Source organism: Streptomyces sp. NPDC046925 (genome assembly GCF_040644915.1).
Lineage (GTDB): Bacteria > Actinomycetota > Actinomycetes > Streptomycetales > Streptomycetaceae > Streptomyces.
The window spans coordinates 286,825-299,916 of record NZ_JBEYWZ010000005.1 but is presented as its reverse complement, the minus strand read 5'-3'; the positions used below and the strand labels follow the sequence as shown (position 1 = coordinate 299,916).

Annotated in this window: 12 protein-coding genes and 1 pseudogene; 7 read left to right on the top strand and 6 right to left on the bottom strand. The window is 70.3% G+C overall.

Annotated elements, in window-relative coordinates; genetic code table 11:
• Positions 1-424 precede the first annotated feature (424 nt).
• Together ABZ906_RS22835 and ABZ906_RS22830 are read left to right on the top strand one after the other, a co-directional pair.
• Positions 425-1,468: an endonuclease/exonuclease/phosphatase family protein gene (locus ABZ906_RS22835; protein ID WP_361385358.1), complete on the top strand. Its 1,044-nt coding sequence runs from the start codon at positions 425-427 to the stop codon at positions 1,466-1,468.
• A gap of 224 nt (positions 1,469-1,692) precedes the next feature.
• Positions 1,693-3,567: an FUSC family protein gene (locus tag ABZ906_RS22830; protein WP_361385859.1), complete on the top strand. Its 1,875-nt coding sequence runs from the start codon at positions 1,693-1,695 to the stop codon at positions 3,565-3,567.
• A 149-nt stretch (positions 3,568-3,716) separates the two neighbouring features.
• On the opposite strand, the gene ABZ906_RS22825 is transcribed toward ABZ906_RS22830, so the two are convergent.
• Entirely contained in the window at positions 3,717-4,916 is a 1,200-nt protein-coding gene (locus tag ABZ906_RS22825; RefSeq protein ID WP_361385355.1) for an SGNH/GDSL hydrolase family protein, read from the bottom strand.
• Positions 4,917-5,082: 166 nt separating this feature from the next.
• Here ABZ906_RS22825 and ABZ906_RS22820 point away from each other — a divergent pair, with 166 nt between their 5' ends.
• Positions 5,083-6,039 carry a LysR family transcriptional regulator gene (locus ABZ906_RS22820; RefSeq protein ID WP_361385352.1) on the top strand — a complete coding sequence of 319 codons (957 nt, stop codon included), beginning with the start codon at positions 5,083-5,085 and terminating at the stop codon, positions 6,037-6,039.
• A 60-nt stretch (positions 6,040-6,099) separates the two neighbouring features.
• Here the strand turns inward: ABZ906_RS22820 and ABZ906_RS22815 are convergent, their stop codons facing one another.
• Positions 6,100-7,356 (bottom strand): ion channel protein, encoded by a 1,257-nt coding sequence (locus tag ABZ906_RS22815; RefSeq protein WP_361385349.1) that lies wholly within the window; start codon positions 7,354-7,356, stop codon positions 6,100-6,102.
• Between the two features lie 207 nt (positions 7,357-7,563).
• Positions 7,564-7,974, bottom strand: a pseudogene (locus ABZ906_RS22810) (hypothetical protein); the annotation flags it as partial.
• 201 nt (positions 7,975-8,175) lie between these two features.
• Between ABZ906_RS22810 and ABZ906_RS22805 the strand changes: the two are divergent.
• Positions 8,176-9,054 carry a helix-turn-helix transcriptional regulator gene (locus ABZ906_RS22805; protein WP_361385346.1) on the top strand — a complete coding sequence of 293 codons (879 nt, stop codon included), beginning with the start codon at positions 8,176-8,178 and terminating at the stop codon, positions 9,052-9,054.
• Complete coding sequence (locus tag ABZ906_RS22800) at positions 8,984-9,262, top strand: DUF397 domain-containing protein (RefSeq protein ID WP_361385343.1); 279 nt, start codon at positions 8,984-8,986, stop codon at positions 9,260-9,262. The genes ABZ906_RS22805 and ABZ906_RS22800 overlap by 71 nt, the downstream gene beginning before the upstream one ends.
• 16 nt (positions 9,263-9,278) lie before the next feature.
• Here the strand turns inward: ABZ906_RS22800 and ABZ906_RS22795 are convergent, their stop codons facing one another.
• On the bottom strand, positions 9,279-10,223 hold the full coding sequence (locus ABZ906_RS22795; protein ID WP_361385340.1) for an SGNH/GDSL hydrolase family protein: 945 nt from the start codon (positions 10,221-10,223) through the stop codon (positions 9,279-9,281).
• A 211-nt stretch (positions 10,224-10,434) separates the two neighbouring features.
• Between ABZ906_RS22795 and ABZ906_RS22790 the strand changes: the two genes are divergently transcribed.
• The gene (locus ABZ906_RS22790) at positions 10,435-10,818 is read left to right on the top strand and encodes a nuclear transport factor 2 family protein (RefSeq protein ID WP_361385337.1); all 384 of its coding nucleotides are present in this window, start codon (positions 10,435-10,437) and stop codon (positions 10,816-10,818) included.
• Positions 10,819-10,915: 97 nt separating this feature from the next.
• Entirely contained in the window at positions 10,916-12,052 is a 1,137-nt protein-coding gene (locus ABZ906_RS22785) for an FAD-dependent oxidoreductase (RefSeq protein ID WP_361385334.1), read from the top strand.
• Between the two features lie 81 nt (positions 12,053-12,133).
• Here ABZ906_RS22785 and ABZ906_RS22780 read toward each other — a convergent pair whose 3' ends face one another.
• On the bottom strand, positions 12,134-12,559 hold the full coding sequence (locus ABZ906_RS22780; protein ID WP_361385857.1) for a MarR family transcriptional regulator: 426 nt from the start codon (positions 12,557-12,559) through the stop codon (positions 12,134-12,136).
• Positions 12,560-12,693: 134 nt separating this feature from the next.
• Positions 12,694-13,059 carry a PH domain-containing protein gene (locus ABZ906_RS22775; protein WP_361190664.1) on the bottom strand — a complete coding sequence of 122 codons (366 nt, stop codon included), beginning with the start codon at positions 13,057-13,059 and terminating at the stop codon, positions 12,694-12,696.
• Between the last annotated feature and the right edge of the window lie 33 nt (positions 13,060-13,092).

Below are 13,092 nucleotides of genomic sequence, written 5' to 3'. Positions count from 1 at the left end.
CATCGCCGGCTGCGCCAGGCTCGTCCTCAAACGCCGGACGGGCTGATGGGTCCCGGCCGGGTGATGATGCTCGCCCCCGTCTTGGTGACCGCTCATCGCCGGCTGCGCCAGGCTCGTCCTCAATCGCCGGACGGGCTGATGGGTCCCGGCCGGGCTGATGGGTTTCCGCCGGGCTGGGCAGTCGATGATCCCCGCCGGGCTGAAGGTATTCAGCCCGTCCGGCGTTTGAGGACGAGCTCGGCGGAGCCGGTGATTGCGGTGCGTACAAGGCCCTCGCGTCGAGCGAGTTTTCGGGAAGGGGCGGGGTTGGGGAGAATGCAACCCTCCCGAGCCCCCCGCCGTCTCTAAGGGAAGATTCCGCACAGAACCCCAGACGGACCGGACGGACCGGACGGACCGGAGGGACCAGACGGAGAGGCCGGCCTTGGACAGCGCAACCGCAGCGAGGACGGCACCCCAAGACGACTGGCCCGAGCCGGAGGCGACCACGCGGCCAAGGCCAAGGCCAAGGAACCGCCCCTCCGCCTGGCTGGCAGCCCTGCTCCTGGCAGGCACAACCACCATCCTCGGAGTCCGCGCAGCCGACGCGGACGGCCCCACCCCCCTCCCCCAACTCCTCGCCTTCCTCCCCCTCCTCCTCGCCCCGACCATCGCCGCCCTCCTCCTCGCGGCCCTCGCCCGCTGGCGAGTAGGCCTGGTCTGGGGAGTCATCGCACTGGCCGGAGTCGCCTGGTTCCTTGAGCCGTACGGAAAGGCCGACGAGCCGAAGGGCCCCGCAGTGGCCGACGTACGCGTCATGGCATCGAACGTCCAGTTCGGCCAGGCCACCCACGCCCTCCTGAAGGCGGTCCGCAAGGAAAAGCCGGACCTCCTCTTCGTCCCGGAGTGCGACTACACCTGCTCGGACACCCTGCGCGACGAACTGCCCCGCTCCGACTACCCCCACCGCACCGCGAGCGAAGCAGGCGGAGCCGAAGGCTCGGTGATCGTCAGCAAGCTGCCCCTGAAGAAGACGAGCGGCCTCGCGGGCACCCTGGGCATGCCCGGCGCGGTCGCCGAGCTGAAGGACGGCCACCAGATCCGCATACAGCTCGCCCACCCCATGCCCCCGCTGCCCAAGCAACTCGGCACCTGGCGCACCGAACTTGCCGAACTCCGCGACTACGCGGCCGAGGGCAAGCGCGAGAACCGCTCCACCATCATCGCGGGCGACTTCAACGCCACCCAGGACCACGCGGCCTTCCGCGACATCCTGGACAAGGGCGGCGTACGCGACGCCGCCCGCCTAGCGGGGTCCGCCCGCACCACCAGCTGGCCCGCCGACCTGATGTCCCCCCTCGGCACGCAGATCGACCACGTCCTGGCCACCCCGGACTTCTCGGCGAGCGACGCCCGCTTCCTGGAGATCGGCGACTCGGACCACCGGGCCCTGGTGGTGGACCTGACACTGCACAGGCCAAAGCGGTAAGCCGCGGGCCCGGGAACCGCTCAGCCGCAGGTCAGACCGGGCAGAGCAACACCAGGCAGAGCAACACCAGGCGCAGCGATAATGTCCCCATGCGCCGCCGCGACTCCCCCGCCCCACCAGGCCCACCAGGCCCTCGCGCGCCAAGCGCCCGTGACCGCACCCGCACCCGCGCCCTCACCCCACCCCCCTGGCTGGTCAGAACGCTCAAGCCGCAGGCAGCCCCGATCCCCTGGGCGGCGGTGGCCCGCACGTCCATCGCGCTCACGCTGCCACTCGCCGTCGGCCTCGCGGCGGGCCAGCCCGCGTACGGAGCGCTCGCCTCGATGGGCGCGCTCTCCGGCGTCATCGGCGACACCGCAGACGCGTACCGCATGCGGATCTTCAACATCGCCGTCCCGCAGCTCTTCGGCGCCATCGGCGTCACCATCGGCTCGCTCGTCTTCGGCCACGGCTGGGTCGCGGTCGGCGTCGTCACGCTGGTCGCCCTCGTCTCCGGGATGATGTCCACGATCGGCGCCGTGGCGTCCGTGGCCGGGCTGCTCCTGCTGCTCAACTCCGTGGTGGGCGCGGGGCTTCCGATGCCGGGGGACTGGTGGCTCGCCCCGGCCTTGATGACCGGCGGCGGCCTGCTCGTCCTCCTCCTCGCCCTCCTCGCCTGGCCGCTGCGATCCGGCATCCCCGAACGGGCGGCCGTCGCCGCGACCTACCGCAGCGTGGCCGCGCTGCTCGAAGCAGCGGGCACCGAGCGGTACGACGAGGCGCGCACGGCCGTCACCGCCTCCCTCAACCAGTCGTACGACCTCGTCCTCGCCCGCCGCACCCGCGCGCACGGCCGCAACCCGGACCTGGTCCGCCTGGTCGCCCAGCTGAACGCGATCACGCCCGTCATCGAGGCCGCGCCCGCCGCGCACCAGTGCGGCGTTCCGATGCCGCCGGAGTTCCCGGCGGAGGTGCGGCGCCTGGCGGCGGCGGTGGCCGCGCCGGGCCGCGAGCCGATCCCCGTCCCCTCGCTCCCCGAGCCGCTCGACCCCTCCGCCGACGCCGTGGACCACGCCCTGCGGCACGTCGCCGAACTCCTCAACGACCCCGACCCGCACGGCATCGTCAACGTCGACGACCGTCTGGGCCGCCCGGCGGCCCTGCGCGTCAGAGCACGCCGAGCCGCCCGCAACGTCATCCTCTCCGGCGCGTCCTGGCGCTACGGCCTGCGCCTCGCCCTCTGCATCGGCATCGCGCAGTCACTGGTGTCGCTGATCGAGGTGCCCCGCTCGTACTGGGTGGCCCTCACCGTCACGTTCGTGCTCAAGCCCGACTTCGGCTCGGTGTTCTCGCGTGCGGTGCTGCGGGCGCTGGGTACGGCGGCGGGGCTCGTGGTCGCGGCGGCGGTGCTCTCCGAGGTGCCGCGGGGCTGGTGGGACGTGCCGGTGATGCTGGCCCTCGCGACCCTGATCCCGGCGCTCACGCCACGGGGCTACGGCTACCAGACGGCGGCGATCACCCCGGTGATCCTCCTCCTCTCGGACGTCCTGAACCACCAGGGGTTCGGCCTGGTCGTGCCGCGCCTCGTCGACAGCCTGATCGGCTGCGGGATCTCGCTGGTGGCGGGGTACTTGCTGTGGCCGGAGAGCTGGCACACGCGGATCGGCGACCGCCTGGCCGACGCGGTCGCCGATACGGCGTCGTACGTGGAGAGCGCGTTCGGCACTTCGGTGGACGTGGCGGAGCGGGCGCGGATGCGGCGCGGCCTGTACCGGGACCTCTCCACCATCCGCACGGAATTCCAACGAGCCCTGACCGAACCGCCTCCGATGGGGGCCCGTGCGGCGGCGTGGTGGCCGCTGGTGATCGCCGTCGAGCGCATCGTCGACGCGACCACCGCCGCCCGGGTCCGGATCCGCCACGGCGCCCCGGAGCCGACCCTCACGGAGGTCGGCGAGGTGGCCCGCCAACTCCACGAACTCTCCGAGGGGCTGCGGGGTTCCGAAACCCTGGAAGAGGTCCCGACATCCTTCTCCACCACGGGCCCCCAGAACAGCGTCCTGGAACCCCTCCGCCAGGAGGTGGTAGCCGCAAGAGCCATCACCTCGCCACAGGGGTGAGGAAACGCCGGCCGGACTGGAACTATTCAGCCCGGCCGGATAGTTCCAGCCCGTCCGGCGTTTGAGGACGAGCTCGGCGGAGCCGGTGATGACGGCGCGCACAAGGCCCTCGCGCCGAGCGAGTTTTTGGGAAGGGGCGGGGTTGGGGACTAAAGCTGCTTGAGATCCACCGCGCGGGCCATCGCCGCATACCCCGCATCATTCGGATGCAGATGATCCCCACTGTCGTACCGCGAAGCGAACCGCTCCCCGTCCGCCGGATCACTCAGCGCCCGATCAAAGTCCACGAACGCGTCGTACTCCCCGGAATTCCGCACCCACTCATTGAACTCGTCGCTCACCTTCGCAGCCCGCTCCCCATAGTGATCAGACCCCCCGAGCGGCAGCAAAGTAGCCCCCACGACCCGCACCCCCTTCGCCTTGGCGGCCCGGATCAACTTCCGGTGCCCCGCGATGAGCTCATCCGCACTCACCACCGGCGCAGGCTTGTACGTAGGCGTATCGCTCTCGCTGAACCCGATGTCGTTCAGCCCCTCAAGGACAACGACAGTCCCCACCCCCGGAAGATCCAGCGCGTCCCTCCCGAACCGCGCCGTCCCCCGCTCCCCGTACCAGGCCGAGTCATTGAGGACGAGGTTCCCGCCGATCCCGGCGTTCAGGACCGGCCGGGGCGACCCCGCCTTCGCGAGGCGTTCGGCCAGCGCATCGGACCACCGCCGGTTGAGGTCCGTGGAAGAAGCGAAACCGTCCGTGGTGGAGTCCCCGAAGAGGACGATGCCGTCGTTGCGGCGAGCCCGCTCGCCCGTCACAGCCACATCCACCCCCGACAGGAAGTACCAGGACTCCGAGGTCTCGTCGAACGCCCCCGCCCCCACATCCCCGGTGTGCTCCCCCTCCGCCCGGTAACTCGTGGCGAACGACTGCGCGTGGAAGGTCGCGGGCCCGGTCGTATCGGCCAGATGGAGGGTGACGGTCACCGACTCGAAGGCCTTCAGGCCCAACCCCGCCGCATCGCTGGACAGTTGCCCGTGCGCCGGTATCGACACCGACCGTCTCCCCTCGAAGGTGAGCCGCCGCACCGACCCCTCCTCCACCGCGGCCCCCTTCTTCGTACGCGCGATGGTCGCCCCCGCGATGTGCAGCGGCGAGGTCCCGTACGCGTTGGACAGCCGGATACGCGCTCTTTCGCCGCCCGCGGTGACGCGTACGACCTGCCGCAGGGTCTGCCCGGAGAAGCCGTCCTCCGACCAGTTGGGCTTGAAGCCGGTACTGGCGCGCTGCGGCGAAGCGGCCCAGGCGGCGGCCCAGCCGGTCCCGGCAACAGCAGAAGTACGAGTACGCGAAAGCATGGAAATCTCCCCGGAGTTGAGGCCAGAAGTACCGTCCGCCGACCGCGTCGACCGGACATCTCAAAGATCCGCCCCCGCCAACCCCCGATCAACGCCGATCCATGAAACGATTGGCACGCTCAGGCTTATAGATGCAGGTCAGAGACTTGAGAAGGCGGCGGGGGCCATGGAACGACAGACGATGGAACGCCAGACGCCGCAACGCCAGACGCTGGAGCGGCAAGAGCTCGAAACCTTCCTCACGCTCGCCGAAGAACTCCACTTCGGCCGCACCGCCGAACGCCTCCTCCTCTCCCAGGCCCGCGTGAGCCAGACCGTGAAGCGCCTGGAACGCAAGATCGGCGCGCCCCTCTTCGAGCGCACCAGCCGCAAGGTGGAGATGTCCCCCCTCGGCCGCCAGCTCTACGACGATCTCGCCCCGCTGCACACGCGCATGGAAGCCGCCGTCGCCCGCGCCAAGGACATGGCCCGCGGCGTCGACGGTGAACTGACCGTCGCGTTCCTCGGGTCGGGCGCGGGCTCGCTGACCTCCGCGATCCTGGCGAAGTTCCGCGAGCGCTGCCCGCACTGCGAGGTGCGGATGCGGGAGACGCAGTTCGGCGACCCGCTCGGCGCGCTCCGGGGCGGCGAGGCCGACGCGCTGTTCACCTGCCTGCCCGTGGAGGAGCCCGACCTCACCGTCGGACCCGTCGTCATCAACGAACCCCGCATGCTCGCCGTGCCCCTCGGCCACCGTTTCGCCGGTCGGGACAGCGTGTCCCTCGAAGAGTGCGCGGGCGAGACCTTCTTCGGCGTCGTCAACGGCGCGCCCGCCTACTGGTGGGACTTCCACGTCCCGCCCCGCACCCCCAACGGGCTCCCGATCCGTCGCGGCCGGGCCGTCGCCGGATTCCAGGAGCTGATGACGCTGGTCGCCACCGGCCAGGGAGTGTCGCCGGTCGTCGCGTCCGTCGAGAAGTACTACTCGCGGCCCGACATCGTCTTCGTACCCCTGCACGACCTCCCCTCGGCCGACGTCGCCCTCATCACGCGCACGGCCGCGGCAGGCACCCCGCGCCTGGAGGAGTTCGTACGCGCGGTCCGCGACGCCGTGGCGGCCAACGGCGGCCCGGCACCCTTCTGAAGCTCACCCCACCGCCTGAAGCTCACGCCACCGCCTGAAGCCCACGCCACCGGCCGAAGCTCACCCCACCGGCTGCCGCCCCGCGTCCTCCTTGACCAGCATCTCCGGCCGCCCCGTGACCAGCAGCCAGGCCGGCAGCGCCGCGACGCACAGCATCGGCAGCAGTTCCACGTCCATCACCACGACCGCCGCCGTGAACAGGCTCAGCCACCCCTGCCGCGTCGTGGCGAGCAGCACGCCGAGTACGGCGCAGGTGATCCCGAGAGCGGGCGGCACCGCGTCGACGAGGGCGTGCGCGAACATGCCGAGCGCCACGCCCACGAACACCGCGGGAAAGATCCGCCCGCCCCTAAAACCGCAGGTGGCGGCCACGGAGAGCGCGATCAGCTTCACCAGGGCGAGCAGCAGCAGATTGCCCGCGCCGTGATCGGCGGCGTGCGCGGTCAGCTCCTTCACCTCGTCCAGGCCCTTGAAGAGCGTCAGATGCCCGCCGAGCGCGCCCAGGACACCCAGGACGAGTCCGCCCACGGTCAGCATCAGCACGGGGTGTCCGAGCTGGTGGAAGACGCGGTGGAGGTGGGGGAAGGCGTACACCGCGAACAGACCGACCGCCGCAGCCCCCGTACTGACGACCATCGCGGAGAGCACGTCGCCCCAGCGCGGACCCGTATACGCCTCCACGTCGATCTGGAACGTCGGGTGCGCGATGAGCACGGTGGTCAACGCCCCGGCACCCGCCGCCACCAGCGGCGCGAAAAGCCGGTCCCACAAGGGCCGCGGATCGGGCCCCGGAGCGGTGGCGGTCTCGGAGAGTACGAGCGCCGCCGCGACCGGCGTACCGAACAGGGCGCCGATCGTCCCGGCCGCGGCGAGGGCCACCCAGTCGCTCGCGGGCGTACGCGGCATGGCTTTCATGCCGAGCGCGTACGCGAGGGCGATGTTGATCGCCGTGATCGGGTTCTCCGGACCGAGGCTGACGCCGCCAGCGAGGCCCACCACGACGGCGAGCGCGATGCCGGGAAGCACCCGCACCGGCAGCGGCGGATCGACCAGACCCAGCGTCGCGGGATCGGGCCCCGCACGTCCCGGGACCTTCCACACGATCAGCCCGACGACGAACCCCACCGCCGTGAGCATGCCGATGATCCACCCCGCCGACGTCCCGGAAACCCCCACGGCGTCCGGCAGCGCGTCCCACAGCAGATCCTGCAACCGCTCGGCGACCACGCTGAGCAGCAGCAGGATCAGGCTCGACCCCACCCCGACGAGCAGGGCGGGCACGACGAGCGGCAGCAGCGCGCGGCCCTGTGGTGTCACGAGCCCCACCGAACCGCGCCCTGGCCTCAACCCCGCCTCCGGTCAGTGGGCGGCGGGCGGCGGAGTGGGTCCCGTACCGCCGGGATTGGTGCCCGCGGAACCCTCGGCGAACGGGCCGGGTCCGCTGGACGTGGACCTGGCGTCCCAGCCACCGGCTGCCGCCCCGCCGCCCGGCGGAACGTAACCGGCACCCGGCCGGTCGGGGTGGTCCGTGCAGAGCGCCCAGATGACGAAGAGGGCGATCGCGATCGAGATCAGCGCCCAGATCGGCTGGTACGGCAGCCACAGGAAGTTCAGGACGACGGCGAGCGAGGCGAGCGCGATACCGCATGCCTTGGCCCAGTTCGCGCCCTTGAGAATCCCGTAACCGGCAGCCGCTACGAGGATGCCGAGGATGAGGTGAATCCAGCCCCACGCGGTGAGGTTGAACTTATAGACGTAGTCCCCGATGCGCGTGTAGACGTCGTCCTTCGCGATGCCCGCGATGCCTTCGAACATGCCGAGGATGCCGTTGACCAGCATCAGGACACCGGCGAACATCGTGCCGCCCGACGCCCACGCGCTCTCGCCCCGCGGGTTGCCGGCGGGGGTGCCGGTGCCGCCGCTGCTGCTGCTCATGAGCGCCTCTTCTCTCTCGCCGCCAGGGATTCACAGCGTGTGACAGCCTTACGGGGGTCGCGAGCGGGCTTAGGCCGAACGGGTTACCCCTCGTGCCTCGGCATTTACGTGATTCGCACCACCGGCGCGCAATCAACTGATTACGCTGGGCTACCACTGAACTCCCCGCCGCACGGCGCCGGTTGAAGGGGTGGCCCCCACATGGTCAACATCCGCGACCTCGACCCCAGCGCGTCACCGCTGGACTACTACGGCTCAGAACTCCGCCGCCTGCGCGAGGCCGCGGGCCTCAACCAGGGCCAGCTCGGCAGCTGCATCTTCTGCACGGCCTCGCTGGTGGGCCAGATCGAAACGGCGAGGAAGGTGCCGACCAGAGATTTCTCCGAACGGGTGGACGCGGCGCTGGGGACGGGCGGGGTGTTCTCGCGGTTGGTGGGGTTGGTTCTCAGGAGCCAGTTGCCGTCGTGGTTCCAGGCGTTCGCCGAGATGGAGGCGAAGGCGACGTTCATCTCCGCGTATCAGTGCCAGCTGGTGTACGGGCTGCTGCAGACGGAGGGATACGCGCGGGCCGTGCTCGGTGTGGAGCACCACGACCGGCTCGATGAGTTGCTGGCAGCTCGTATGGAGCGACAGCGGATCTTGGGGCGGGGGCGTCCACCTGCCCTGTTCGTCGTTCTCGATGAGGCAGTGCTGCACCGTGAGATCGGGGGCCGCGAGGTCATGCGAGAGCAACTCGACCACTTGTTGGCTTTCCGGGACAGCCCTTGGCTGCACCTCCAGGTGTTGCCGTTCTCGATTGGCCAACACGCCGCCGTCATGGGGTCCTTCACCCTGTTGCGCTTCGAGGACGATCCTGACTTGTTCTACTCGGAGAGCTATGACTCGGGGCACATGACTGCCAACCCGCAAGTCATCTGGGAGCGTTCGCTCGGTTACGCTCGGCTGCAAGGCGCGGCCCTCTCGCGGGAGAAGTCAGCCACGCTGATCGCTCGCGTGATGGAGGAACGCTATGGGGACCAGCCAGGACCTGAGGGGCGCGCGGTGGCGCAAGTCGTCCTACAGCGGCAGCAGCGGCGGTGAATGCATCGAGTGCGCCCCCCTCGACGGCGCGGCATGGCGCAAGTCGACGTACAGCGGCAACACCGGCGGCGACTGTGTCGAATTCGCCCCCCGCCACGGCGTCATAGCCATCCGCGACAGCAAGAACCCCCAAGCCCCCGCCCTCACCACCACCCCCCGCGCCTTCGCCACGTTCGTGCAGGCCGCGGCGACCCGCACCTTGAAGTAGCCCGGTAAGCAGCCCGCTAGGGCGCTTCGGCGACCGCGCGGGTGATCTCGGCGGTCATCCGGCGGATACCGGGCGAACGGGCCGGGCACGGGCGGGACTTGGCCGTGGTGGGAGCAAGGCAGAAGTGCAGATAGTCGTCGCCGCGGTGCAGCGCCGTACGCCCGCGGCCGGGCTCGGTGCAGTACGCGGGGTGCTGCCGTTCGTACGACGTGCACGGCAGCTTCTCCACCCAGGTGTGCCGGCCCGACGCCGGGGCGACCGCGCGGCCCGCGTCGGCGACGAGCCCGCCCGTGGCCCGCGCCTGCGCTTCGTAGATGCCGTTGACGCGCCGTACGCGGTCCGGGGTGATCGGGTCGGGCCCCTGGAGCACCCACACGATGCGCGGCGGGCTCGACCCACCGGCGCCGCGGATCTGTGAGGCGAGTGCCTTCGCGTCGGCGGTGTACCGGTCGAAGTACTTCGCGCGCGCCTTGTCGTACGTGATGCCGTCCATGCACGGCGTATAGCCCCAGGCGTTGCCCCAGAATTGGAGCACCACGAAGTCGGGGCGCTGCTCGCGTACCAGCGCGGCGGCCTTGTCCTTGTCGGGGACGAGGGAGTCCTTGCCGGTGCCGTCGAGGTAGTCGCAGAGGGTGGTGCCCGAGTAGGGCGCGCTGGTGTAGCGCGCGCCGAGTTCGGCGCGGAGCTGGTCGCCGAGGACGGTCTGGTTCTCCATTGCGAGAGAGTCCCCGAGATACAGGACCTTCGGGGCTTTTGTCCGGGACTTTTCTGCGACGCGCTGCCGAGTCGTCGAAGACGACGACGGCGACGGTGACCGGGCGGGGTCGTCGCCTTCCGGGGTGCGGTCCGCGGCCGGGGTTTTCGGGACGGCGGCGGGCGCGCCCCCGTCCGAGCCGGGGTCACCGCACGCCCCGAGGAGCAGCACAGCCGCCAGCACCCCGCCCACCCACGCCTTGCGCATGCCCCAACTCCCGTCCAGCCGACCGAAAGAGCCCCCAAAGGGCCCCAAGGCAAGCACAGACGCACCCGCGTGAGAAGACGCGAGGGAGCGCTTCCGGACCGTGCGGACCGGCATTACCCCGGACGTAATCGACCCCCGCGCGGCCGCTCGGCAGTCTTGGGTCATCGCCCCGGCACGACGAAACAACCACCTCACAGGAGGCTGACCCGCCATGACCGCACACGACACCGCCGCGTACGAGACCGCCGTCGCCCGCTACTTCGAGGCCTGGAACGCCGAGGGCGCCGACGACATCGGCAAGGCCGTTTCCGCCGCCTGGGCCGAGGGCGGCAGCTACACGGACCCGCTGGCCGACGTCTCCGGGCACGAGGCCGTCGCCGCCGTGATCAACGGGGCCCACGAGCAGTTCCCCGGCTTCGAGTTCCGCCAGATCGGCACGGTCGACGGACATCACGACATCGCCCGCTTCGGATGGGAGCTCGTGTCGTCCGCGGACGGGGCCGCTCCGGTCGCCGGATTCGACGTCATCAAGCTGGCCGACGACGGCCGAATCCTTACCGTCCACGGGTTCCTGGACCGCGTCCCGACGGCCTGAGCGGACGCGCCATCGCAGGATTCACGATTGAAGTTCGCCCTACGAACTAATATGGTTCGTAGGGCGAACTACTTTCTTCATTCCTGGAGTGGACGTCATGACTCGTACCGTCGCCCGTACTGACCTTCGTACCGTCGCTGTCGTCGGTGGAGGCTACGGAGGTTCCGCCGTGGCCAAGGCCCTGGACGCGGAGACCGATGTGGTGCTCATCGAGCCCAAGGACGCGTTCGTGCACGCGGCCGGATCACTGCGGGCCCTGGTCCAGCCGGACTGGGCGCGCAACATGTTCTTCCCGTACGGCAAGCTGCTGCGGCGCGGCAGGGTGGTGCGCGAGCGGGCGGCTTCGGTGGATGCCGAGGGGGTCACGCTGGCTTCCGGGGCGCGGATCGACGCCGATTACGTGGTCCTTGCCTCCGGCTCCGGCTATCCCTTCCCCGCCAAGCCGGACACCGACGTGACCAGCGAGGCTCTGGAGAGGCTGCGCGCCACGCACGGCGAACTGGACCGTGCCGAGCGGGTGTTGCTGCTCGGGGCGGGGCCCGTGGGCCTTGAGCTCGCCGGTGAGATAGCGGCGGTCTGGCCCGGCAAGCACGTGACGGTCGTCGACCCCGCCGACCAGCTGGTGCCGGGCTTCCTGCCCGAGGTGCGTGCGGAACTGCACCGGCAGCTGGCCGAGCTGGGCGTGGAAGTGCGGCTCGGCACGGGGCTCGCGGAGGAGCCGCCGACGGAACCGGGGGAGACGAAGAGCTTCACCGTCGCCACGACGGCCCCCGGGGACGAGGGCGGCGAGGGGGAGGAGATCACCGCCGACATCTGGTTCCGCTGCTACGGCGTGCGCGTCAACGGCGACTACCTCGGCGGAACGCTGGCCGGGGCCCGTACGGCGGACGGGCAGGTGCGCGTGACCGAGGCGCTCAACGTCGAGGGCCACAGCCACATTTACGCACTCGGCGACCTCACGGACCTGGCCGAGGCGAAGATGGCGGCCAACGCCATGAAGCACGCCGACGTGATCGCGGAGAACATCCTCGCCCGGGTGCGCGGCGAGATCCCGGCCGCCGTCTACCGGCCGGCGCCCCACCCCTCGATCCTGCTTCCGCTCGGCCCGAAGGGCGGCATCGGCCAGATGGGAGCGCCCGACGGGGCGACGGTGCTGCCCGCGGAGACGGTCAGCGAGTACAAGGGGACGGACCTGCTGACGGGCCGCTTCGCGGAACTGTTCGGCACGGCGTGAGCCACACGTACGCGTACGCCCCTGCGTACGCGTACACGTACTCGTACACGTACGCCCCTGCGTACGGCTTCGGCCTGCGGGCTAGTCGCCGAAGACGACCGGCACCTTGTTGTCCCGCACCACCCGGCTGAGCAGTTCCGCGAGCTTCGCGCGATCGGTGTCGGCGAAGCCCGCGGGAAGTTCGTCGATGCGGCGGCAGGTCGCCGCGTAGAACTCCTCGGCGAGGGTGTCGCCCTTGGCGGTGAGGACGACCTGCACCGCCCGCCCGTCCCGCGGGTCGGGCTCGCGCCGCACGAGGCCGTGCTGGGCGCTGCGGTCGACGAGGCCGGTGAGGCTCGACTTGGCCAGACCGAGGACCGCGCCGAGCTCACTCATGCCGTACGCCTGCCCCATCAGGACGCAGAGCAACTGGCCCTGCTGGGCGGTGAGTCCGAACTCCCTGGCGGATTCGGCGTACACGGCGTTCACCAGGAACGACGAACGCACCAGCGCGGCGGCGACCCCCATCCGCTCTTCCCCGGAAGCCTCGGTATTCCCCATCGGCCCAGAATAAGGCAGCACCAGAATGAGGCAGCAAAGGAAGAGCGGACATTCGCACTACGAACTACTGCTGGTGGCGACGACGCGACGCTGCTGCTTGCTCAGCGGGCCACGTACTGCGTGAGGATCGCCTGCACCTCGTAGATGTCGACGCCCTTGGTGAAGGTCTTCTGGATCGGCTCGTGGGTGCCGGAGATCCAGATCTTGAGCTCGGCGTCGAGGTCGAAGTGCCCGGCGGTCTCCACCGAGAAGTGCGTGATGCTGCGGTACGGCACCGAGTGGTACTCGACCTTCTTGCCGGTTATCCCCTGCTTGTCGACGAGGACCAGACGGCGGTCGGTGAAGAGCATGGTGTCGCGGATCAGCAGAAACGCCGCCTGCACCTGCTCGCCGTGACCCAGCAGGCGTGCGTAGTCCTGCTGCGCGGTCGCCGGATTGATCGTGTGCGCGTTTCCGAACAGCGCCATGAGAAACCCCCCATTTGCGGAACTTACGGACTG

Excerpts from the sequence above, each read along its gene's own strand:
- ABZ906_RS22825 (WP_361385355.1), bottom strand. The coding sequence starts at position 4,916 with ATGCTTTCGCGTACTCGTACTTCTGCTGTTGCCGGGACCGGCTGGGCC.
- ABZ906_RS22775 (WP_361190664.1), bottom strand. The coding sequence starts at position 13,059 with ATGGCGCTGTTCGGAAACGCGCACACGATCAATCCGGCGACCGCGCAG.
- ABZ906_RS22785 (WP_361385334.1), top strand. The coding sequence starts at position 10,916 with ATGACTCGTACCGTCGCCCGTACTGACCTTCGTACCGTCGCTGTCGTC.
- ABZ906_RS22795 (WP_361385340.1), bottom strand. The coding sequence starts at position 10,223 with ATGCGCAAGGCGTGGGTGGGCGGGGTGCTGGCGGCTGTGCTGCTCCTC.
- ABZ906_RS22780 (WP_361385857.1), bottom strand. The coding sequence starts at position 12,559 with ATGGGGGTCGCCGCCGCGCTGGTGCGTTCGTCGTTCCTGGTGAACGCC.
- ABZ906_RS22800 (WP_361385343.1), top strand. The coding sequence starts at position 8,984 with ATGGGGACCAGCCAGGACCTGAGGGGCGCGCGGTGGCGCAAGTCGTCC.
- ABZ906_RS22820 (WP_361385352.1), top strand. The coding sequence starts at position 5,083 with ATGGAACGACAGACGATGGAACGCCAGACGCCGCAACGCCAGACGCTG.
- ABZ906_RS22790 (WP_361385337.1), top strand. The coding sequence starts at position 10,435 with ATGACCGCACACGACACCGCCGCGTACGAGACCGCCGTCGCCCGCTAC.
- ABZ906_RS22805 (WP_361385346.1), top strand. The coding sequence starts at position 8,176 with ATGGTCAACATCCGCGACCTCGACCCCAGCGCGTCACCGCTGGACTAC.